A 21,506-nucleotide genomic window follows, 5' to 3' on the forward strand; every position below is an offset into this window, starting at 1 on the left:
GCCTTGAAGTCACCGAAATACTTGGTGATCGCCGCGGTCAGCGTCGTCTTGCCGTGGTCAACATGGCCGATGGTGCCAATGTTGCAATGCGGTTTGTTACGCGCAAACTTTTCCTTTGCCATGTCTTGTGGCGCCTCGTGGTCTGGGGGGCCGGACTGGGCCCGTTGCTACATCGCGGGCGAGATATTGGCTTTGACGAGGAAAATCAAGCGTCAGTTGACCGGTTCGGCCGCCTTGTTGGTGTTCTTGCCGTCTGCGGCTTTCTCGACCCGCGCCTCGGGGGTGAACCAGCCATGGCGCTTCTGCTGCACTCCGAGCCAGACCTCGAGCTGCTTGGCGCCCTTGATCACCAGGTTCTCCATCTGCTGCTCGGCGGTCTGGGTCAGGCCGGAGCCCGCCACCGTCTCGGCGCTGATCGCCTCGAGCACGGTGATCTCATGCGGCTCCTCGTTGAGCTTGATGCCCTTCTCGTCGTCCCAGACGGTGACCCGGAAGATCAGCACCGACTTCGGCTGCAGCACCAGCGGAATGCCGGTCTGCGCCAGCACGTAGCCCTCGACCGAGATGCCGAAGTGATAGAGCCGCTTGTCCTCACCGTCATAGCGCCGGAAGCGGTCCTCGACCGCCTTGTCCAGTGCGGCGATCCACTGTTCCTTGCTGGCCTCGCGCGACAGCGGCCCCTTGACCAGATTGGGCGCGATGACGATCGAATGCGCCAGCTTGAAATCGCCTAGAGGCGCAGGTGCCTCGTCGAGATCGCGGCCGTCGCCACAGGCAACAAGGGCAACAAGGGCGAAAAGTGCAATCATGACGCGCATCTGGCAGGGGTCCTTCGTTGGATCGTGCAGACCTCTACCTAGACCAGCGTCGGGAGCCGCGCAATTGCGTGAGCCCGCCTGCGGGCTATATCCTCGGAACAAAGGAGACCCTGCCATGCCGGACACCCCCCCGCCACCGCGCTTGCCGGTGCATGTGCCGCTGGGCACCCGGCCGCTGGGGCTCTTGGCGAGCCTCTCGGCCGCGCGGCGCAACCTGTTGAGCATCATACCGAAAATCGCCACCACCCAGCCGATGGTCTCTGGTCGCACCGGGGTGCGCTGGCACATGGTGATGGACCCGGAGGCGATCCGGGCGATGCTGCTCGAGCGGGTCGACGACTACCCCAAGTCCTTGGTGACAAAGAACCTCTTGCGCCCGGCCATCGGCGAATCGCTGTTCATCGCCGAGGGCGCGCACTGGCGCTGGCAGCGCCGGGCGGCGGCGCCGGTGTTCTCGCATCGCAACGTGATGAACCTGGCGCCGATCATGAGCCGGGCGGCCGAGCGCTGCTGCGACCGCATCGCCGCCGCCGGGCCGCGGGCGGTGAACCTGCATGACGAGATGGTGACCACCACCTTCGACGTGATCTCCGACGTGACCTTCTCGGGTGACAGCGTGTTCGACAAGTCCGGCGTCCACCGGGCGATCGACGATTATATTGCCGCCGCCGGCAAGGTCTCGCTGTTCGACATGCTGGGCTTTCCCGACTGGGTGCCGCGGCCGGGGCGGATGATGTCTGGCAAGGCGGTGCGGCAGATGAAGGCAGTGGCCGACAGCGCCATCGACGCCCGCGCCGGGCGCGCCCATGACGGCGTGCCCGACCTGCTTGACCTGCTGCTGGCCGGCGAGGACCCGGAGACCCACCGCAGGATGAGCGTGGCCGAGTTGCGCGACAATCTGCTGACCTTCATCGTCGCCGGCCATGAGACCACGGCGCTGGCGCTCTCCTGGTCTCTCTATCTTTGCGCCTTCGACCAGGAGGTGCAGGACCGGGCGCGGGACGAGGCACAATCGGTGCTGCAGGGCCGGTCCGCGACGGGCGAGGACGTGGCGTCACTGCCGTACGTGCGGCAGATCGTCGACGAGGCGATGCGGCTCTACCCGCCGGCCGGGATCATCTCGCGCACCGCGCAGAAGGCCGACGAACTCTGCGGCCGGGAAGTGCGGCCGGGCGACACGGTGATGGTGCCGATCTATGCGCTGCACCGCAACGCGCTGTTGTGGGAGGCGCCGGATGCCTTTCGGCCCGAGCGCTTTGCCGACCGCAAGGCGGTGCCGCGCTATGCTTACCTGCCGTTTGGCGACGGGCCGCGGATCTGCATCGGCGCAAGCTTTGCGATCCAGGAGGCCGTGATCATCCTCGCCACGCTGCTGGCGCGGTTCCGGTTCACGCCGGTGACGGGGCGCGCGCCGGAGCCGGTGATGATCATCACGGTGCGGCCGGAGGGCGGCGTGTGGCTCGAGGCTGAGGCAGTATAGGCCCGCATGGCGTGAGATGGCGGCCGAGCTGGGTTGCAAACCCACCCTACGGTGCGCGGCGACACTGGTGCACCGCCGCGGCGCAACCCAGGGTCGCCGAACCCGACAGGCCGACCCCACTGCAGAGAAACCGGGTAGGGTGGGTTTGCAACCCACCGCCCCCGTCGCGCGCTGGGATTACCCGCGCAAGACGCCGCCGGTGGCCTTGCCGACCTTCTCGACCACCTTGGCCGAGACGGCTTCGATGTCCTTCTCGGTCAGGGTCTTCTCGCTCGGCTGCAGCCGCACGGTGATCGCCAGCGATTTCTTGCCCTCGCCCAGCGACCCGCCGATGAACTCGTCGAACACCCGCACGTCCGAGATCAGCGCCTTGTCGGCGCCGCCGGCGGCATTGACCACGTCGAGCGCCGCCACATCCGCATCCAGCACGAAAGCGAAATCGCGCTCTACCGCCTGCAGGTCGTTGAGCTCCAGCGCCTGACGCGTCGCGCCCGACTTGCGCGGCAGCGGGATCGCCTCTGGAAAGAGGGTGAATGCCATCGCCGGGCCCTTGACGTCCATCGCCTGCAGCACCTTCGGGTGCAACTCGCCGAAGACGCCCAGCACCTTCTTCGGCCCGAGGCAGATCACCCCGTGGCGACCGGGATGGAACCAGCCCGGCCCGTCGCGGCGGATCTGCGCCTTGGCCGGTGCGCCCATCGCCGCCAGGATCGCCTCGGCATCGGCCTTGGCGTCAAAGACATTCACCACCCGCGAGGTGCCGTGCACGTCCTTCGGCCCGGTGCGGCCGACCAAGAGGCCCGCCACTTGGGTGCCCTGCTCGCCGGGCTCGCCGCCAGAGAACACGTGGCCCAGCTCGAACAGCGCCATGTCCATGAAGCCGCGCGCCTGGTTGCGCGCGGCCGCCTGCAGCAGGCCGGGCAGCAGGTCGGGGCGCATGTGGCTCATCTCGGACGAGATCGGGTTGGCCAGGCGCGTGGTATCCTCGCCGCCGCCGAACAGCGCGGCCGCCGCGGCGTCGATGAAGCTGTAGGTCACGCATTCGTTGTAGCCCAGCGCCGCGGTGGTGCGCCGCGCCGCCGTCTCGCGCTTCTGCATCGGTGACAGGATCGGCCGCGGCACGCCCTCGGAGGGGCGCGGCAGAGGTATCGCCGGCAGCTTGGTCAGCGAGGCCACGCGCGCCACCTCTTCCACCAGGTCGGCGGTGCCCAGCACGTCGGGCCGCCAGGGCGGCACATGCGCGGTATTGCCCTCGAGCCGGAAGCCCAGCGAGGTCAGGATCTGGCGCTGCTCGCTCTCGGGGATCTCCATGCCGACCAGCGATTGCAGCCGCTTCGGGTCAAGCTCATAGGCGCGCGCCACATTGGGCACCTCGCCCGCTACCACGATCGACGAGGGCTCGCCGCCGCAAAGATCGAGGATCATCTGGGTCGCATCCTCGAGCGCCTGCATGTTGTAGGCCGGATCGATGCCACGCTCGTTGCGATAGCGGGCGTCGGAGTTGATCTTGAGCGCGCGGCCGGTCATCGCGATCTGGATGTGGTCCCAGACCGCGGCCTCGAGAAACACATTGGTGGTGGCTTCGGTGCAGCCGGTGGCCAGCCCGCCCATGATGCCGCCGATGCTCTCGATGCCGTTGTCATCGGAAATGACCACATGGCCGTCTGAGAAGGTATGTTCCTTCTCGTCGAGCCCGGTCAGTGTCTCGCCGCCGGCTGCGCGGTGTACCCGCAGGTTGCCCTGCACCTTGTCGGCGTCAAACACATGCAGCGGGCGGTTGCGGTCATAGGTGAAGAAGTTGGTGATATCCACGAGGCGCGAGATCGGCCGCAGCCCGATGGCGCGCAGCCGGTCCTGCAGCCATTGCGGGCTGGGGCCGTTCTGCAGGTTGCGGATCAGCCGGCCGGCAAAGACCTCGCAACCGTCCTTGCGGGTGTCGTTGTCGATGCTGACCGCGATCGGGCAGGGGTACTGGCTGTCGACATGGCTGGCCTCGGGGCGTTTCAGCTTGCCCAAGCCGCGCGCCGCGAGATCGCGGGCGATGCCGTGCACGCCCAATGCGTCGGGGCGGTTGGGGGTGATGGCGATCTCGATCACCGGGTCGACCTTGGCCGGATCGTGCTCGGCCAGCCAGTCGCTAAAGCGCTGGCCGACCTCGCCGGAGGGCAGCTCAATGATGCCGTCATGCTCTTCCGAGAGCTCCATCTCGCGCTCGGAGCACATCATGCCGTGGCTCTCGATGCCGCGGATCTTGCCGATGCCGATGGTGGTGTCGATGCCGGGCACATAGACGCCGGGGCTGGCGATCACCACGGTGATGCCTTCGCGGGCGTTGGGCGCGCCGCAGATGATCTGGGTCTCGCCCTGGGCGGTGGCCACCTGGCAGACCTTGAGCTTGTCGGCATCAGGGTGCTTTTCGGCGCTGATGACCTTGCCGATGGTGAAATCCGCCAGCCGCTCGGCCGGGTTCGAAACCTCCTCGACCTCGAGGCCGAGATCGGTGAGCGCATAGGTGATCTCGTCGACCGAGGCTTCGGTGTCGAGATGATCCTTGAGCCAGGACAGGGTGAATTTCATGTGCGTCGCTTCCGGTCAGTCAATCGGTTTGGCCGGGAGATACCGCAAAGGGGGGGCAGGGGAAAGACCCCGCTGATCCACGCCCCCCCGTGCTTCTTCTGTTCAAAAATACCCTCGGGGGCGCCCGCAGGGCGGGGGCAGAGCCCCCATCAACCGCCCCTCACGCACTGCCGTCACAAAACCGCGCAGCGTCGGGCCGTGGCGCGGCGTCCCGACGTTGGCGAATGGCCCTTAGCGGCGGCCTTGCCCGTGCGACATATGAACGGTGCGCGGGGGGCAGGCAAATCGCCGCGCCGTCCGGGCGGCGTCATGCCGGAGGCATGCCTTCGGCATGACGATGCGCGGCGGGCTTTCAGCCCGCTGTTGACGCGCATGGATCGTGATCAGGCGCCCACCAGCCCCTTCGCATCCTCCACATCGATCCCCAGCGCCTCGCCCACCGCCGCATAGGTCAGCTTCCCGCCATGCACGTTCAGACCGTTCAGAAGGTTCTCGTCTTCGGCGCAGGCCTGCTTCCAGCCCTTGTCGGCCAGCGCCAGCAGGAAGGGCATCGTCGCATTGCCCAGCGCGATGGTCGAGGTCCGGGCCACCGCGCCGGGCATGTTGGCCACGCAGTAATGCATGATCCCGTCGACCTCGTAGATCGGATCGGCATGGGTGGTGGCCTTCGAGGTCTCGAAACATCCGCCCTGGTCGATCGCCACATCGACCAGTGCCGCGCCGGGCTTCATTTCCGAAAGCTGCGCGCGCGAGATCAGCTTGGGCGCCGCCGCGCCGGGGATCAGCACCGCGCCGATCACCATGTCGGCCTCGCGGGCGATCTCTTCGGTATTGCCGGCGCTGGCAAACATCGTCTTGAAACTGCCGCCAAAGACATCGTCGAGATAGCGCATCCGCGGCAGCGAGCGGTCGAGCACGGTGACATCGGCCCCCATCCCGGCCGCCACCCGCGCCGCATGAATGCCGACCACGCCGCCACCGATCACCGCCACTTTCGCGGGCCCCACACCGGGCACCCCGCCCATCAGCACGCCGCGGCCGCCATTGGCCTTCTGCAGCGTCCAGGCGCCGACCTGCGGCGCCAGCTTGCCCGCCACCTCGGACATCGGCGCCAGCAGAGGCAGCCCGCCCTTGCCGTCGGTGACCGTCTCGTAGGCAATCGCGGTGCAGCCAGAGGCCATCAGGTCGCGGGTCTGCTCGGGATCGGGAGCGAGGTGCAGGTAGGTAAAGAGCAGCTGCCCCTCGCGCAGCATCTTGCGCTCGCCGGCTTGCGGCTCCTTGACCTTGACGATCATCTCGGCGGCCTCGAAGACCTCCTCGGCGCTGCCAGCGATCTCGGCGCCCACGGCGCGATAGGCCTCGTCCTCGAAGCCCGCCCCGGCGCCGGCGCCGCTCTGGACGATGACCGAATGGCCATGGCCGATCGCCTCCTGGGCGGCATTGGGCGTCAGGCCGACGCGGAATTCCTGCGGTTTGATCTCGGTCGGGCAGCCGATCTTCATTTTCGGGGTCTCCTTGCTGGTTTTTTGGGTTTTTCCCCAGCATCGCGCGGCTCGCAGTGCAGGTGATTGACATTTTTCCTTGGCTCCGGCGCATTTTTCGCAGATCCTTCGGTCATGCCGCCCCTCGTTCGAAGAAAGCCCGACCCGTTTGCAGCTTGACCCGACAGACCGCCGAATCCTCACCGTGCTGCAGAAACAGGGCCGCATGTCCAATGCCGACCTGGCCGAGCGGATCAACCTCTCGCCCTCGGCCTGCCACCGCCGGGTGCAGCGGCTCGAGGAGGTGGGGATCATCCGCGATTACGTCGCCATGCTCGATCCGCGCAAGCTGGGGCTGCCGTCGACCGTCTTTGTCGAGATCTCGCTTTCGGGGCAGTCAGACGAGCTGCTCGAGGGCTTCGAGACCGCGGTGGCGCGGATCCCCAACGTGCTGGAATGCCACCTGATGGCGGGGACGGCGGATTACATTCTCAAGCTGGTGGTCGAGGACACCGACGATTTCGCCCGCATCCACCGACAGTACCTGACCCGCATTCCCGGGGTGGCGCGGATGCAGTCGAGCTTTGCGCTGCGCACGGTGTTCAAGACCACCGCCCTGCCGGTCTGAGCGTGGGGCAGACATGGGGCGGTGACATGAAAGCGTCAAACCCGGCTGATAGAGCCGCCGAAACCACAGGACCTGGAGTAGCCGATGACCGAGGATGACGACGACCGCGCGCTGGACTGGCTGGAGGCCGAGCTGCAGGACACGCTCGACGAGGATATCGAAATCGAGTTCTCGGAGCCGATGCTGAGCCAGGAGATCCGCAAGATCTATCTGCGCGAACACCCCGAGATGCTTGGTCGCGAAGTCTATTTCCGCAACCTGCTGCGGCTGCAGGCCGAGCTGATCAAGGTGCAGGACTGGGTGCAGCACACCGGGGCCAAGGTCTGCATCCTGTTCGAGGGCCGCGACAGCGCCGGCAAGGGCGGGGTGATCAAGCGGATCACCCAGCGGCTCGATCCGCGGGTGGCCCGGGTGGTCGCGCTGCCGGCACCGTCACGGCGCGAGCAGTCGCAATGGTTCTTTCAGCGCTACGTGCCGCATCTGCCGGCCGGCGGCGAGATCGTGATGTTCGACCGGTCGTGGTACAACCGCGCCGGGGTCGAGCGGGTGATGGGCTTTGCCACCGACCAGCAGGTCGAGAACTTCTTTCAGGACGTTCCGGAATTCGAGCGGATGCTGGTGCGCTCTGGGGTGATCTTGCTGAAATACTGGTTCTCGATCACCGATCAGGAACAGCAGCTGCGATTCCTGATGCGCATTCATGACCCGATGAAACAGTGGAAGCTCTCGCCGATGGACCTCGAAAGCCGGATCCGCTGGGAGCAGTACACCAAGGCCAAGGAAGAGATGTTCGCCCGCACCAATATCCCCGAGGCGCCCTGGTATATCGTCGAGGGCAACGACAAGAAGCGCGAGCGGCTGAACTGCATCGAGCATCTGCTGACCCGGATCCCCTATGCCGAGGTGCCGCACGAGAAGGTCACCCTGCCGGAGCGGGTCTATAACCCCGACTACGAGCGCCAGGTGCTGCCGGACGAGCTTTACGTGCCGAAGGTGTATTGAGGCGCAGGCGGGAGGTGGGGGCTCTGCCCCCGCCCTGCGGGCGCCCCCGAGGGTATTTTTGAACAGAAGAAGGGCTGGATCGCGATTCAGTTGCAGATGGTTTGCAGCGCCTGCCACTGGGACTCTGTGAGGGCGGGGCGCGGGGTAAAGCCCGGTGGCAGATCGGCTTCGGCGGCGAGGATGCGGTCTGACAGGGCCGGGTGCGAGGTGAAATGGGCGAGAAAGCCCTCCTCTTCGCCGAAGACCTGTTGCAGCCGGGCGAAGAAGCTGCCGAGCCCCGCCGGGTCGAGGCCGGTGTCGAGCATCAGCTGGCGGGCGAAGTGATCTGCCGCCGCCTCGGCCTCGCGCGAGTAGCTGGCCTCGATTAGCCGCTCGGTGAGAAAGAGCACCAGCGCGCCGCCGGCGAAATCGCCGAACAGCAGGCCGAGCACACCGATCGAGCCGGCCGAGCGCAGCGCATGGCGGGTCGGGTCGCGGCTGACCACATGGCCGATCTCATGGGCAAAGACCGCGGCGACCTCTTCCGGCGTCTCTGCTGCCTGCAGCAGCCCGCGGAAGAACACCACGTAGCCGCCGGGCAGGACGAAGGCGTTGATCATCTCGTGATCGAGCACATGCACCGAGATCTCCTGCCCCTCTGGCAGCCCCGGGGCAAGGCGGGCCTGCAGGGCGTCGAGCGCCGCCTGGCCCTCGGGGGCGGTGCAGAAGGCCACCGGCTCGCCCATGCCGGTCTCGTCGAGCGCGCTGCGGATCTGGTCGAGCGTGGCCGCGCCCAGGGCGCGTTCGCCGGCCGGGGGGATGTAGTCGGCCATCTGGTCGGCCATCCTGGGCACCAGCACGAAGACGATCAGTGCCACCGAGGCCAGCGCCGCCAGCGCCCAGCCGATCAGCCGGCCGCGCCGGACCAGCGGCGCCGGGCGGCGCACGTCCGGCAGCCGTTCGAGCAGCAGCGCGTCGTCGAGGATCAGCCGCGCCACCGGGTCGTGGCGCAGGCGCAGGACCACCAGGTCACCGCCGGCCTGGTCGGGCAGCAGGCGCAGGGCGTCGAGCGGCCAGTGCAGCGGCGGTGCGCCTTTCCGCGAGATCTCAATCCTGCGGGCGGTTTCGTCGACGGTGACACGCGCGAGATCGCCCACCGCGGTATCGCCGTCGAAATAGAGACCGCGGGCCTCGAAGGGCTCTGGCGCGGCGCCGATCCGGATCACCGTCATATCGAGGCTCCGAGATCGAGCGCCTCGGCAAAGCCCTCGGCCTCCTGGAACTCGTCGCGGGCGCGTTGCGAGACCTTGCTCAGGGCGGCCGGGTTGTGGATCGTCAGGGTGGTGGCGTAGTGACGCCAGGTGGGCAGGGTCACCCAGGCATGGGTGAAGGTGGCCCAGAGCAGGAAGATCGCGAAATAGAGCGCCACGCCGAGCGCCAGCAGCAGCGGCTGCGGCAGGGCCGAGACCAGCGCGCCGAGCTCGCCGAACTCCTGCATCAGGTCGGTCTGGGCGAATTGCACCAGCGCCACGCCGAAACCCAGCAGCCCCAGCGGCAGGGCCAGCACCAGCGCCGTCGCCAGGTAGCCCAGCACGGTGATCATCAGGATCCGCAAGGCGCTGGGCCTCGCGGTGAGGGTGAGGCCGGCGGCGGACTTGTGATTGGCGAGGATGCGGGTGGTCTCGACCCGGTAGAAGACATAGCCATAGCCCGCCAGCAGCCAGGCCAGCGCGATCACCGTGTAGCCTTCGGACCGGCCGGCGAGCTCTGACAGCGCCAGCCCGGCCCCGGCCAGCACCAGCGCCGCAAAGATCGGCCAGGTGGCGCGGTAGAGCATGGTCCAGCGGCCGCCCTGGGTGAGACGGGCATCGCCGAACCAGGTCCGGTCGGTGCGGTACTTCTCGAGCCAGAAGGTCATCCGCGGCCAGAGCAACCCGAGGCTGACGAGGGTGATCGTCCAGTGCAGCAGTGCGCGCCAGACATAGCCCCAGGCGCCCGGGTCCATGCCGAAACGCACGCCGCGCCAGCGGGTGCGGCCGAGGACGTAACGCCTGGCGCGGTAGCGGGCGTAGAACCACAGCGGCACCACGCCGAGGAGGCTCAGCCCGTAGGCCAGATAGTTCTGCTGGAACAGCGAGAAGCTGACGAACATCAGCACCAGGTTCACCACGCCGATGTAGAAGGCGAGGATCACCACCGCGATCAGGAACCCCAGCAGTTTCTCGTAGGGGTCGCCGACATATTCCAGCGGCGTGCCGCCGGGGCGGGTGGCCGACCAGTACCAGCGCCTGAGCCGGGTCTTCATCCAGAACCGGTAGAGCCCCAGCGTCAGTACCGTCAGCCCGCCGGTCTTCAGCGCCAGCCAGAACACCGCGCGGCGCTTGCCGGTAAAGGCGGTGGCCAGGCGTTCCGGCGGGGGCGCGCCGGCGTGGCTGCCGGCGGGTGGCCAGGTCTCGGTCTCAGCCGCCACCGGGGCGGGCACCGGCTGCAGGCCGCCGGTTTCCGGCGAGGCCTTTTCCCAGGCTGAGGTTTCCGGCATCACGCGGCTCCGCTGGCTTGCATCGGCGACAGGGGACGGGGATCGGGCCGGGTTGTCAACCGGCGATGGAAGGTGGGGCGTTGGTGGGGTCGGGCGGAGGTCGGTGACGCGGCTTTGCCGCGCTCCGGACCGGATTTGACCGGGTGGTTTCCGCGGATGAGGTCTCTGGCAGCACGCGACACCGCCGGATTACATCGGCGACAAGGGGAAGCGGATCGGGCGGGGTTGTTAAGCGGCAATGGATAGCGGGGCTTTGGTGGGCATGGGGCAAGGTCGGCAAAGCCGCTTTGCCGCGCTGCTGACACGGGTAGGCCGGGTGATTTCCGCGGATAAGGTCTCTGGCAGATGCGGCACCGCTGGCTGCCATCGGCGACAGGGCAGAAGTTCGTGCAGGGCTGGCGGCCGGCGATGGCGGGCGCGGCGGCGGGTGTGGGCGTCGGCCCGTCAAGCAGGGGCTTCGCGCCCCGGACCTGCTTCGGGGCCTCTGCTGTGATTGGCGATCGGTCTGGAGCGGGAGGTCCCGGATCAGGTCCGGGACGGGCGCACGCGGTTGGCGCCCGCCCGCTCAGTTGAAGGTATTGTCGCGCGGGAAGCCGCGCGGCGCCATCCGGCCGGTGCCGGCGCGTTTGCCCAGCCATTCGCCAAGCTCGCTCTGGGTGCGGGTGCGGCCGGCCGGGTCGCGCCAGATCAGCCCTTCGGCGAGGGTGAAGGTGGTGGCATCCGACAGCCCGCCGTCCTTGTACTTCTGCAGCCGCACGCCCTTGCCGCGGGTCATCTCTGGCAGTTCGTCGAGGGTGAAGACCAGCACCTTGCGGTTCTCGCCCACCACCGCGACCGCATCGCCGGTGACCGGCTTGCAGACCCTTGCACGGGTCGGGGCGCGGACGTTGAGCACCTGCTTGCCAGAGCGGGTCTGGGCCAGTACCTCGGTTTCCGGCACGACAAATCCGTCGCCGGCAGAGGACGCGACCAGCAGCTTGCGCTCGGGGCGATGGATGAACAGATCGACGATCTCGGCCTCGTTCGGGAGGTCGACCATCAGCCGCAGCGGCTCGCCCATGCCGCGGCCGCCGGGCAGGTTGGCGGCCGACAGGGTGTAGAACCTTCCGTTCGAACCGAAGACCAGCAGACGGTCGGTGGTCTCGGCGTGGAAGATGAAGCGCGGGCCGTCACCGTCCTTGAACTTCAGTTCGCGGCCCAGATCGATATGGCCGGTCATCGCGCGGATCCAGCCCATCTGCGAACAGACCACGGTGATCGGCTCGCGGTCGATCATCATCTCGATCGGCACGTCTTCGATCTGGCCGGCCTCGGCAAAGGCGGTGCGGCGCTTGCCGGCTTCATAGCCCTTGCCGAAGGTCTTGCGGGCCTCTTTCAGCTGTTCGCTGATCCGGGTCCATTGCAGGCCTTCGTGCTCGAGCAGGTCCTCAAGCCCGGCGCGTTCCTCCATCAGCGCATCGCGCTCGTTCAAGAGCGCCATTTCCTCGAGCCGGCGCAGGGCGCGCAGGCGCATGTTGAGGATCGCCTCGGCCTGCACTTCGGTCAGGCTCTGCGCCTCGGTCATCGCCGGCGAGACGTAGTCGCTCTCGTCGGTGGCGCGGATGAAATCGCGGCCCCAGTCTTCGCGCATCAGCGCCGGTTTCGGCTCGTCGTCGTAGCGGATGATGTCGATCACACGGTCGAGGTTGAGGAAGGCGATGATCAGCCCTTCCAGCACCTCGAGGCGATGATCGATCTTCTCCATCCGGTGCAGCGAGCGCCGTTGCAGCACCTCGCGGCGGAAGTCGAGGAAGGCGCGCAGCACCTCCTTCATCGAGCAGACCTTGGGGGTCACGCCATCGATCAGCACGTTCATGTTGAGCGAGAACCGCACCTCGAGATCGGAATTGCGATAGAGCATGCCCATCAGCACGTCCGGATCGACATTTTTCGAGCGCGGTTCCAGCACCATGCGGATGTCGTCGGCGCTTTCGTCGCGGATGTCGGCGAGAATCGGCACTTTCTTGGTCTGGATCAACTCGGCGATCTTCTCGATCAGCTTGGACTTCTGCACCTGATAGGGGATCTCGGTGACCACGATCTGCCACTGGCCACGGCCGAGGTCCTCGACCTCGTGCTTGGCGCGCAGGCGGAAGGACCCGCGGCCGGTGCGGTAGGCCTCGGCGATGTTCTCGCGCGGCTCGACGATCACCCCGCCGGTGGGGAAATCGGGGCCGGGCACGTAGTTGAGCAGGGTCTCGTCGCGGGCGTCCGGCGTCTTGATCAGATGCAGGCAGGCGTCGATCAGCTCGGGGATGTTGTGCGGCGGGATGTTGGTCGCCATGCCGACGGCGATGCCGGACGAGCCATTGGCCAGCAGATTCGGAAACTCGGCCGGCAGAACCACCGGCTCGGTCAGCCGGCCATCGTAATTGTCGCGAAAATCGACGGCATTCTCATCGAGACCGTTGAGCAGCATCTCGGCCACGAAGGTCATCCGCGCCTCGGTATAGCGCGAGGCGGCGGGGTTGTCGCCGTCGATGTTGCCGAAGTTGCCCTGGCCGTCGACCAGCGGGTAGCGGACGTTGAAATCCTGCGCCAGCCGGGCCATCGCGTCATAGATCGCGGCATCGCCATGGGGGTGGAAATCGCCCATGGTGTCGCCGGAGATCTTGGCCGATTTCAGGAACTTGCCATTCGAGGCCAGCCGCAGCCGGTGCATCGCGTAGAGGATGCGCCGGTGCACCGGCTTCAGACCGTCACGGGCGTCGGGCAGGGCCCGGTGCATGATGGTCGACAGCGCATAGGTCAGATAGCGTTCCCCCAGCGCCCGGCGCAGGGGTTCTGCCAGATCGGCCTGGCCGATGTTGTTGTCGGAAGTGTCGTCGCTCATGGATATTGTGTAGCCTCAGCCGCCGGAACCGTAAAGCTCCTGATGCCGCAAAGCGCCTGCCAGGGTAAAGGAGATAGTAAGGAGCATCGGGATAGGAGGGGACGACCGGGCCGGTTTTCCCTTAGGGGGTTCCGGCGAATCGGGTATTCAGACACCCAAGCGTGGACAGCTCGGCCGCGCGGATGCGGGGGGGGGGCGTGGGGATGAAATCCTATGTATGGGTGACCTTTGGGTTTTTGGCGGTGGCCTACTACCAGATATCCGATGGGGCCGATTTCAAACCCGGCGACACCGGCATCACGGTTTTTGCCGAGGTCGATCCGCTGATCGTGCAGGAAATGGCGCGCGAAAGCGCTGTGAGCCGGATGGCCCTCGTCGACAATGCCAGCCTTGCGCCCTCGGCCGCCGAACTGGCCGACCCCAATCAACGCGAGATCGAGACCGCCGTCATGAGCGCGATCCGCAGCCAGGAATCAGCCGACATCGAACTGCCGGTGGCCGATGGCGCGGCGATCCGGCTGGCGGTGACCCTGCCGTCCGGAGAGGCCGACGCGCCGGCGGCGGACCTGCGGCGGGTCAACGGATCCCGGGTCAACCTGCGCGAGGGGCCCGGCACGGGCTTCGGCGTGATCGGCCAACTGTCGCGCGGCACCTCGGTCGAGGTGCTCGAGGACGGCGGTGCCGGCTGGGTGCGGCTGCAGGTGATGCCGTCCGGGCCAACCGGGTGGATCGCCGACTTCCTGCTCGACGACATCTAGCCGCGGCGCGGCGCACTGCGGGGGGTGCCCCGCGCGCTGTCAAGAAAAGATTCCGCTTTTTTCGGAACCAAGTGACTCCCGTCACTGTTGATCTCACAACCGGCCACGACGGCTGAGACGGCACATTCGGGCGGCACCATCCTCGGGAAACCTGCTTCGGTTTTCCCCGCGTTTCGCGGGCCCGGTCGTGCTTTGTCACCGTCACGCCATGGGCCGGGTCTGTCGCAGTTCGAGCGGCGTCCAAAAGGAACAAGGGATCACGCTATGAAAACTTATGTCTGGTTGACCTTCGCATTTCTCGGTTGGGGCTATTACGAGGCCTCCGGCGGCGCAGATTTCAAGCCCGGTCCCGACACGGCCCAAAGTTCTGGCCTGATCGCCGCCGCCGAAGCCGAGACCCAGCAGCCCGCGTTGCAACAGGTGGCTTCTGCAGAGACGCCGCCGCGCGGCACCGTTCAGCGACAGCTCGAATCGGCCCTGTTGACCGCCCTGCGCGACAAGCACCCCGCCACCAGCACACAAAGCCTGAGCAATGTGCAGGCCGTGTCCTTCGCCGCCGAGGCGCCCGTCACCGAGGCCACGGTGCAGCCTGGAGCGAAGACCATCGCGCCGCCAATGCGCCCCGACGATCTTGTCGAGGTGGCCGAAACCATCGAGCTGGCGATCGGACCGAACACCGCCGCCGCCCCAGACGCCTCGCCGCGCCCCCGCCTGCGCCCGCGCGAGCTGGCCGGCGCGCCGACCGGCGCCATGCCGACCATCTCCACGCGCGGTGATGTCGACGCTGCGCCGCAGTTCGAGACCGGCCGGATCACCGCCAGCCGCGCCAACATGCGCATGGGGCCGGGCACCAACTTTCCGGTGCTGCGCGCGATGACCTCCGGCGCCCAGGTGCGTATCCTGCGCAGCGGCCCCGGCGGCTGGGTCAAGCTCAAGTCGATGGAAGACGGCCGCATCGGCTGGATGGCCGGCTCCCTCGTCGCCAAGCAGTGACGTCCGCCGATCTCTGCTTGCGTCTGACCCGCCCCTCGCCCACACCTTGCGCATGACACGTCCCGCACCCGGAGGCCCGCATGCGCAAGACCATCCTGATCACCGGCTGTTCGTCCGGCATCGGCCGTGACGCGGCCTTCGGCCTGCAGCGCCGCGGTTGGCGGGTCTTTGCCTCCTGCCGCAAGGAGGCCGACTGCGAGAAGATGCGTGACGCCGGCTTCGAGAGCCCCCGCATCGATTACGCCGATCCCGAAAGCATCCGCACCGGCCTGGCTCGGGTGCTCGATGCCACCGACGGCCGGCTCGACGCGCTATTCAACAACGGTGCCTATGCCATGCCCGGCGCGGTCGAGGATCTGCCGCGCGCGGCGCTGGAAGAGCTGTTTCGCACCAATGTCTTTGGCGTGCACGACCTCACCCGGCAGGTGATTCCGGTGATGCGCGCGCAGGGCCACGGGCGGATCGTCAATTGTTCGTCGATCCTCGGGTTCATCGCCGCGCCGTGGCGGGGGGCTTATATCGCCAGCAAGTTCGCGCTCGAAGGGCTGACAGACACCCTGCGGATCGAGATGCGCGACACGCCGATCAAGGTGATCACCCTCGAGCCGGGGCCGGTAACGTCGCGCATCCGGCAGAACTCGGTGCCGCATTTCGAGCGCTGGATCGACTGGGAGGCCTCGCCCCGCGCCGAGCAGTATCGCAGCCGCCTGCGCAAGCGGCTCTATGATGAGCGGCCGCCCGACCGCTTCGAGCTGCCGCCCTCGGCGGTGACCGAAAAGCTCTGGCGCGCACTGGAAGACCCGGCACCGCGGCCGCGATATTACGTCACCACGCCGACCTATGCCTTCGGTCTCCTCAAGCGGCTGCTGCCGACCGCGTGGCTGGACTGGATCCTCGCCAAGGGGTGAGGCGAAAGGTCCGTTCGCTTTCGCGGCCGGATGACATATGTCACAGAGGGACCAGCAACCGGGAGGCCGTCATGGCGAACGATCCGCTCTTTTACATCATCGGCATTGCCCTGCTCGGCGTCGTCGCCATCCTGTTCTTCGGCATCGGCAGTTTCGCCAAGGGCGGCGCCTTCAACAAGAGATACGCCAACAAGGCGATGCGCTGGCGGATCATCGCACAGTTCGTGGCGGTGGTGCTGATCCTGCTTTTCGTCTGGATCCGGGGGCAGAGCTGAAATGGTCGTCCTGAGCAAGATCTACACCCGCACCGGCGACAAGGGCGACACGGCTCTGGGCAACGGCACCCGGGTTGCGAAACACGCGCTGCGGGTCGAGGCCTATGGCACCTCGGACGAGCTGAACGCCACGGTGGGCCTGGCGCGGCTGCATGCCGAGGGCGAGGCCGACGCGGCACTGGCGCGGATCCAGAACGATCTTTTCGATCTGGGCGCCGATCTGTGCAATCCCGAGCCCGAAGACGGCAGCGAACCGGAGTATCCGCCGCTGCGCATGGTGGCGGAGCAAACCACGCGGCTCGAGGCCGAGATCGACGCGATGAACGCCCGGCTGACGCCGCTGCGCAGCTTCATCCTGCCGGGCGGTTCCGCGCTCGCGGCGCATCTGCACCTGTGTCGCACCGTGGCGCGCCGGGCCGAGCGGCTGGCGGTGGAACTGGCTGGGGCCGAGCCGATCAATCCGGACGCGGTGACCTATCTCAACCGTCTGTCCGACTGGTTCTTCGTCGCCGCGCGGATCGCCAATGACGACGGCGCGGCGGATGTGCTCTGGGTGCCCGGGGCCAACCGCTAGCGCCTGCGCGCCCCGGACATTGCTCAGGGTCCTCTACGTCCCGGCGAACCGGATGGTTCCCGGGACCGCGGGACCAGTCGCAACACTCCTCATTCCTAGGCTTTTGCCGCACTCAGCCAGGGGGTCCCGGCGCGGGGGCCGGGACGGCGGTTGCCTCAGCGCCGGCTCTCGTCGGGAACCTTGAAGGTCAGCGAGGCCCAGAGCGATTCCCACACCGGGTCGCCCTCGGCCGCGGGCTGCAGCGGCCGCACCACCACCGCATCGGCCAGGTAGACATGGCCCGGCGCGACCGGCAGCAGTGCCACGCCGTCGCCGTCGGTGCGCAGCAGGGTCACGCTGACCTCGCCTTCGGCCGACTTGGCAAAGAGCTCGACCTGCGCCTCGCGTCGCGGCGCGCCCTGATAGAGCACCCGCACCGGCATCCCGTCCGAGACATCGTCGGTATAGGGGTTGGCCAGCGCCACGATCTCGGTCTCGAGCCCGGCCTCGCGGTCCGCGCCGGCACCATCGCCCACCGCGATCAGCGCCTTGCCGTAGCGCGAGTAGAGCTCGGCGAACCCGGCCTCGGGCAGACCGCGGGCGGCGTGTTCCTCAAGCAGGGGCGCCCAGTCCTTGTGGGTCAGAAACCGCTCGAAGAGCTCCGGGTCGCGGTAGGTCAGGGTGTTGTCGCCGGTGACATGCACCACCACCGCCAGCCCGTCAGCGGGCGTCGGCATGCGCAGGGCCGGGCGGTCGCCGGCGCGGCCCTCGACCGGGTAGGTCTCCTCGCCCATCAGTATCTCGAAGCGGCGGATGCGCGGCGGCAGGTAGGAATAGGCCGGGCCTTCGAAATTTTCGCCCACACGGATATTGGCGATCAGAAAGCTGTTCGACGGCACCTGCCACGCGCGCGCGTCGATATAGAATTCATGCGCGCTGGCCAGAAGCGGCAGGCCACCCAGCCCCAGCCCGAGGCAGAGCGTGGCGGCAAATCGGCGTATCATCGGGGTCCCTCCTGCAAGGGCTCAACGGTAGCGCGCCCGGCGGTGCAGGCAAGCCCGGTCACGCGGCCTTTTGCGCCCGGGTTTCCAGCGTCTTGGCGAATTGCGCCACCCGCACCGAGAACTTGCGGGTCATCCGCGCCCGCGCCAGCTTGAGCGATTGCACCAAGAGCCGCGCCGAGAGCGTTTTCGGGGCCAGTTGCGCCCGCACGGTCATCCGCGTGCGGTTGGGGGTGAGCGGCGTCAGGTCGACCTGCATCCCGGTCTCCATCCCGCCGGCCTTGCCGGAAAATTCCAGCGTTTCGGGCGGCTCCGACCGCAACAGGCTGACCTCGGCCTCGATCTCGCGGCCGCGGAACCTGAACCCGGCGGTCCAGCGCGGCCCGGTCCCGTCCGCCCCAGTCGGGTGACGGCGCACCTTGGCGCCATGGCGCATGGCCTGGCGTTCCATGGTGTCGAAATCGGAAAGCGCGGCAAAGACCCTGTCGATCGGCGCTTCGATGTCTTCCTGGCTGGTGAATTCCATCTGACTGCTCGGCCTGTTCTGCTCGGCGGCAGTGTCGCGTCAATCCAGCGTATCCGCAAGCCAGTTCCGCAGCAGAAACTGCGCAATTGCACCTTTCCGCGCGGGCTTGAGCCGGGGATGATCGCCGGCAAAGGCGCGCGCCATCTCCTCGCGGCTGACCCAGAGCGCGTCCTCCAGCTCGACCGGGTCGAGGGTGATCTCGCGGTCCAGCGCCTCGCCGCGGCAGCCCATCATCAGCGAGGCCGGAAACGGCCAGGGCTGCGAGGCAAGATAGCTGACCGCGCCGACCGGCACGCCGGCCTCCTCCATCACCTCGCGGCGCACGGCGGCCTCCAGCGTCTCGCCCGGTTCGACAAAGCCTGCGAGCAGCGAATACATCCCCTCTGGCCAAGCCGGCGCGCGGCCCACCAGCACCGAATTGCCATGGGTGATCAGCATGATGACCACCGGGTCGGTGCGCGGAAAATGCTGCGCGCCGCAGTCGCGGCAGGCGCGCTGCCAGCCGGCGTTGATGATCTCGGACCGGCTGCCGCAGCGCGAGCAGAAGCCGTGGCTGTCGTGCCATCCGAGGATCGCCTTTGCGGTGGCTGCCAGTTCGGCATCGCGCGGAGTGAGCCGGGTCATGTTCATCCGCAACTCGGCAAATCCCATGTCGGCCGGCAGGTCCGGGTGATGCTGCACCGAGGCATCGACGAACTGCCCCAGCGCCACGCCGTCGAGGTCCACCGGCTCCCAGGCGGAAAGGTTGCAGGCAAAGATCGCCGCGCCGTCCTCGCGGCCGAGCAGCATCAGGTCGTCATCGCCCTGTGCCAGCACCGGGTGTTCCAGCGGCAGCCGGATCAGCGCGCCCGTCGCCGCGTCAAGCAGCGGCTTGCCGCGCCAGATCAGCAGGGCGCGGGCCCTCGGGTCGGCCTGCGCGGCGGCCAGGGCTGGGCCATCGCCGCGAATCTCGGCGGCGCGGTCGAGGGCCGACCCACCGAAGGTGACGGTTTCCGCGTGTTTCATGCTGGCGCTCCCGCTGTTTTGCCGCGGGGATGACATGCGCCTGCCCCTCTTGCAAGCGGCGGCGCGGTTGACTACATAGCCTGTCGAGAGGTTGGCGCGGGCAGGCGCCTCGCCAACCCGGTCAGGTCCGGAAGGAAGCAGCCGTAACGAGCCCCGCTTGGGTCGTTGTCCAGCCTCTCACCACGGCTCCCTTCAGGGGCCTGGAGGGTTTGTTGCGCAAACTGCGTGCGGCCCTGACGTTCACTTTCCCCAGACGCATGTATCCTATGGGCACTCGCCAAAAGGCATGGCTGTTCCGGCTGAGCCGTGTCCGGGCGTCGGTCCGTCAGGCGCGGCGGCGAGGGTGCGTCTGCGCAGGTTGAGGCGGTCAGAGTGCCAGATTAGCCAGACCCGTAAGGCATTGCGTGACGCCGGCCAGATGTCTCTCAGCGTCGCCTTCGGTTGAGAACCGAACCGCCGGGCTGCCGGGGCGGTGCAGGGCCATTCCGACGGTGCGACGATTGTGATCCACGATCACGAAAAGGCCAGCCTGCGCACCGCGAAAGCGATGGGTCTCGACAAAGTCGCTGAGGGTATCGGCGGTGGGCCAGATGTCATCGCCGGCGCAGGGCAGCAGTTGCACCAGGGCCGGTAGGTCACGTTGACGCGCGGGACGCAGGCGTGCGGTGGCGGTCTGAAGCTCAAGCGGGTGCAGCAGATGCCATTGCTCCGGGGCCATGAGATAGTCACGGCACGGCTCGGACCGCCGCGTGTGGTGAAAGAACATCCTCCGGCCCTCGGGAGAGAGGGCAAATCCCAGCTGGGTCAGCAAGGCACGCGAGGCGGCATTGTCCACGTGACAGGTCGCGGTCAGCGGGGGAACCGGTTTCTGGAACCAGCTTCGGAGCGCCAGTCTCAGCGCGCGACCCATGTGGCCCTGTCCCCAATGGTCCGGGCTCAACCAATACCAAAGCGAAGAGCCGAGGCAGAGCCCTCCGATTGCCTGCCCGTCGAGGGCAATCACCCGCACGGATTCGCCGGGATGGCGATCATGCGCCTGCAATTCGGCCGCGTCGAACGGGACCGACACGGCAGCCAGCCAGCGCGCCACGTCCGGGGCGTTCAGTTGCCGGGCGAGATCGGGCAGATCCGCGTCACGAATGCCCCTCAGGGTCAGTGCTTCGTCGGTCAGAAGGCTGGGCAGGTGATGCATGACCCAAGATCAACGCGAAACCGGATACGAGATCAATCCGTTGATTCGGCGTGTCTGCGGGTTTTGTGCGCCTGCTGCCTTGCAGCATGAACCGCTGTGGCACAGGCCGTTACAGAGCGCGACGGCAAGCGTAACGCATGTTTACACTCTCGGGCGACCGTCCCGGGAAACACGCAAAAATCTCTCGAAAGAATTGCGTCACCCGGTCCCGGCGATAGCCTGTCCAACACTCAAGGCCATCGGCATCCAGGGGAGGGGAGACGATGCACCACGACCATCAAGTTTCGATCGCGAGCCCGGCGGGTTCAATTCGGTCGCTGTCCCGGGTGCGCACCGGGAAGGGCATTCCAGATCGCGGAAATGTCGGTGACCATGTGCCGGTGCACCTGCTGCATCAGCCTGGCCTTCAGAGCGGTCTCGAGCGTGTCGAAGGCCTTGCGTGCGGCCAGAAGGTCTGTCGGCGCGCCGGTGTCCAGTGCCCGGACGAGAGCGTCAACGAGGCGTGGATCGACCCCGCCTTCGGCGTGGCAGGCCGCGTGGAGAGCGCTGAAGAAACGGAGATCGGCGGGAGGGGTCATGATGTCGGCCTCTGGCTGCAGGTTGCGCCGACGGTGTACAGGGGCGCGCGATGACCGGTCAATCGCGCGGCATCGATGTCATCCTGGAACACCGCCTGACGACAATTCAGGCCATCGCCGAAGCCAATACCGAGCAACTTCGGCTGAACCAAAAGGCCAGCGGCATGATGGTGCTCGATATGAAAGATGACCGCGACGGGGTGACAGACCGCACCCATGCGGCCGCGCAGGCCAGCGTCCAGGCCGCGCTGGACGACAATCTGAACACGATCAACCGGTTGGAACAGGAGCTCGCATCGCTAGACGAAGAGCTGGCCTCCGCCGTCACAAAGGACAGTTGA

General features: G+C 67.3%; 21 protein-coding genes and 1 other RNA gene. 10 read left to right on the forward strand and 12 right to left on the reverse strand.

Annotated elements, in window-relative coordinates:
* A partial coding sequence (locus VOI27_RS14365) for a GTP-binding protein (RefSeq protein WP_323766131.1) occupies positions 1–122 on the reverse strand: 122 nt, incomplete at its 3' end.
* Between the two features lie 90 nt (positions 123–212).
* Complete coding sequence (locus tag VOI27_RS14370) at positions 213–818, reverse strand: hypothetical protein (protein WP_323766049.1); 606 nt, start codon at positions 816–818, stop codon at positions 213–215.
* A gap of 115 nt (positions 819–933) precedes the next feature.
* Here VOI27_RS14370 and VOI27_RS14375 point away from each other — a divergent pair, with 115 nt between their 5' ends.
* On the forward strand, positions 934–2,298 hold the full coding sequence (locus tag VOI27_RS14375; RefSeq protein WP_323766050.1) for a cytochrome P450: 1,365 nt from the start codon (positions 934–936) through the stop codon (positions 2,296–2,298).
* A 177-nt stretch (positions 2,299–2,475) separates the two neighbouring features.
* On the opposite strand, the gene pheT is transcribed toward VOI27_RS14375, so the two are convergent.
* Together pheT and ald are read right to left on the reverse strand one after the other, a co-directional pair.
* Entirely contained in the window at positions 2,476–4,875 is a 2,400-nt protein-coding gene (gene pheT / locus VOI27_RS14380; RefSeq protein ID WP_323766051.1) for a phenylalanine--tRNA ligase subunit beta, read from the reverse strand.
* 383 nt (positions 4,876–5,258) lie between these two features.
* Positions 5,259–6,377: an alanine dehydrogenase gene (ald, locus tag VOI27_RS14385; protein WP_323766052.1), complete on the reverse strand. Its 1,119-nt coding sequence runs from the start codon at positions 6,375–6,377 to the stop codon at positions 5,259–5,261.
* 148 nt (positions 6,378–6,525) lie between these two features.
* Here ald and VOI27_RS14390 point away from each other — a divergent pair, with 148 nt between their 5' ends.
* Entirely contained in the window at positions 6,526–6,984 is a 459-nt protein-coding gene (locus tag VOI27_RS14390; protein WP_323766053.1) for an Lrp/AsnC family transcriptional regulator, read from the forward strand.
* Positions 6,985–7,068: 84 nt separating this feature from the next.
* Positions 7,069–7,986, forward strand: a complete 918-nt coding sequence (gene ppk2, locus VOI27_RS14395) for a polyphosphate kinase 2 (RefSeq protein ID WP_323766054.1) — start codon at positions 7,069–7,071, stop codon at positions 7,984–7,986.
* A gap of 86 nt (positions 7,987–8,072) precedes the next feature.
* Here ppk2 and VOI27_RS14400 read toward each other — a convergent pair whose 3' ends face one another.
* The 3 genes from VOI27_RS14400 to VOI27_RS14410 form a co-directional block, all read right to left on the reverse strand.
* Positions 8,073–9,197 (reverse strand): M48 family metallopeptidase, encoded by a 1,125-nt coding sequence (locus VOI27_RS14400; RefSeq protein ID WP_323766055.1) that lies wholly within the window; start codon positions 9,195–9,197, stop codon positions 8,073–8,075.
* Positions 9,194–10,504: a YjgN family protein gene (locus VOI27_RS14405; protein ID WP_323766056.1), complete on the reverse strand. Its 1,311-nt coding sequence runs from the start codon at positions 10,502–10,504 to the stop codon at positions 9,194–9,196. Before VOI27_RS14405 ends, VOI27_RS14400 begins: the two co-directional genes overlap by 4 nt.
* 565 nt (positions 10,505–11,069) lie before the next feature.
* Entirely contained in the window at positions 11,070–13,376 is a 2,307-nt protein-coding gene (locus tag VOI27_RS14410; RefSeq protein ID WP_323766057.1) for a DNA topoisomerase IV subunit A, read from the reverse strand.
* A 203-nt stretch (positions 13,377–13,579) separates the two neighbouring features.
* On the opposite strand from VOI27_RS14410, the gene VOI27_RS14415 reads away from it, so the two are divergent.
* The 5 genes from VOI27_RS14415 (at position 13,580) to VOI27_RS14435 (ending at position 16,884) form a co-directional block, all read left to right on the forward strand.
* Positions 13,580–14,134, forward strand: a complete 555-nt coding sequence (locus VOI27_RS14415) for an SH3 domain-containing protein (RefSeq protein WP_323766058.1) — start codon at positions 13,580–13,582, stop codon at positions 14,132–14,134.
* Between the two features lie 264 nt (positions 14,135–14,398).
* Complete coding sequence (locus tag VOI27_RS14420; protein WP_323766059.1) at positions 14,399–15,127, forward strand: SH3 domain-containing protein; 729 nt, start codon at positions 14,399–14,401, stop codon at positions 15,125–15,127.
* A gap of 80 nt (positions 15,128–15,207) precedes the next feature.
* Entirely contained in the window at positions 15,208–16,035 is an 828-nt protein-coding gene (locus VOI27_RS14425; RefSeq protein ID WP_323766060.1) for an SDR family NAD(P)-dependent oxidoreductase, read from the forward strand.
* Between the two features lie 71 nt (positions 16,036–16,106).
* Positions 16,107–16,310, forward strand: a complete 204-nt coding sequence (locus tag VOI27_RS14430; protein WP_323766061.1) for a twin transmembrane helix small protein — start codon at positions 16,107–16,109, stop codon at positions 16,308–16,310.
* A 1-nt stretch (position 16,311) separates the two neighbouring features.
* Positions 16,312–16,884 carry a cob(I)yrinic acid a,c-diamide adenosyltransferase gene (locus tag VOI27_RS14435; RefSeq protein ID WP_323766062.1) on the forward strand — a complete coding sequence of 191 codons (573 nt, stop codon included), beginning with the start codon at positions 16,312–16,314 and terminating at the stop codon, positions 16,882–16,884.
* Between the two features lie 155 nt (positions 16,885–17,039).
* Here the strand turns inward: VOI27_RS14435 and VOI27_RS14440 are convergent, their stop codons facing one another.
* From VOI27_RS14440 to nudC, 3 genes are read right to left on the reverse strand one after another with little or no spacing between them, the layout of a single operon-like run.
* Positions 17,040–17,867 carry a DUF4198 domain-containing protein gene (locus VOI27_RS14440; RefSeq protein WP_323766063.1) on the reverse strand — a complete coding sequence of 276 codons (828 nt, stop codon included), beginning with the start codon at positions 17,865–17,867 and terminating at the stop codon, positions 17,040–17,042.
* A gap of 58 nt (positions 17,868–17,925) precedes the next feature.
* Complete coding sequence (locus VOI27_RS14445; protein ID WP_323766064.1) at positions 17,926–18,390, reverse strand: SRPBCC family protein; 465 nt, start codon at positions 18,388–18,390, stop codon at positions 17,926–17,928.
* Positions 18,391–18,429: 39 nt separating this feature from the next.
* Positions 18,430–19,395 carry an NAD(+) diphosphatase gene (gene nudC / locus VOI27_RS14450; protein WP_323766065.1) on the reverse strand — a complete coding sequence of 322 codons (966 nt, stop codon included), beginning with the start codon at positions 19,393–19,395 and terminating at the stop codon, positions 18,430–18,432.
* Positions 19,396–19,479: 84 nt separating this feature from the next.
* On the opposite strand from nudC, the gene ffs reads away from it, so the two are divergent.
* Positions 19,480–19,578, forward strand: an RNA gene (ffs, locus tag VOI27_RS14455) — signal recognition particle sRNA small type.
* Between the two features lie 184 nt (positions 19,579–19,762).
* Here ffs and VOI27_RS14460 read toward each other — a convergent pair.
* The gene (locus VOI27_RS14460; protein WP_323766066.1) at positions 19,763–20,587 is read right to left on the reverse strand and encodes a GNAT family protein; all 825 of its coding nucleotides are present in this window, start codon (positions 20,585–20,587) and stop codon (positions 19,763–19,765) included.
* 305 nt (positions 20,588–20,892) lie between these two features.
* Positions 20,893–21,165: a hypothetical protein gene (locus tag VOI27_RS14465; protein ID WP_323766067.1), complete on the reverse strand. Its 273-nt coding sequence runs from the start codon at positions 21,163–21,165 to the stop codon at positions 20,893–20,895.
* A gap of 50 nt (positions 21,166–21,215) precedes the next feature.
* Between VOI27_RS14465 and VOI27_RS14470 the strand changes: the two genes are divergently transcribed.
* The gene (locus VOI27_RS14470) at positions 21,216–21,506 is read left to right on the forward strand and encodes a hypothetical protein (protein ID WP_323766068.1); all 291 of its coding nucleotides are present in this window, start codon (positions 21,216–21,218) and stop codon (positions 21,504–21,506) included.

The sequence above is a fragment of the Marinovum sp. genome, from assembly GCF_034669705.1.
GTDB lineage: Bacteria > Pseudomonadota > Alphaproteobacteria > Rhodobacterales > Rhodobacteraceae > Marinovum.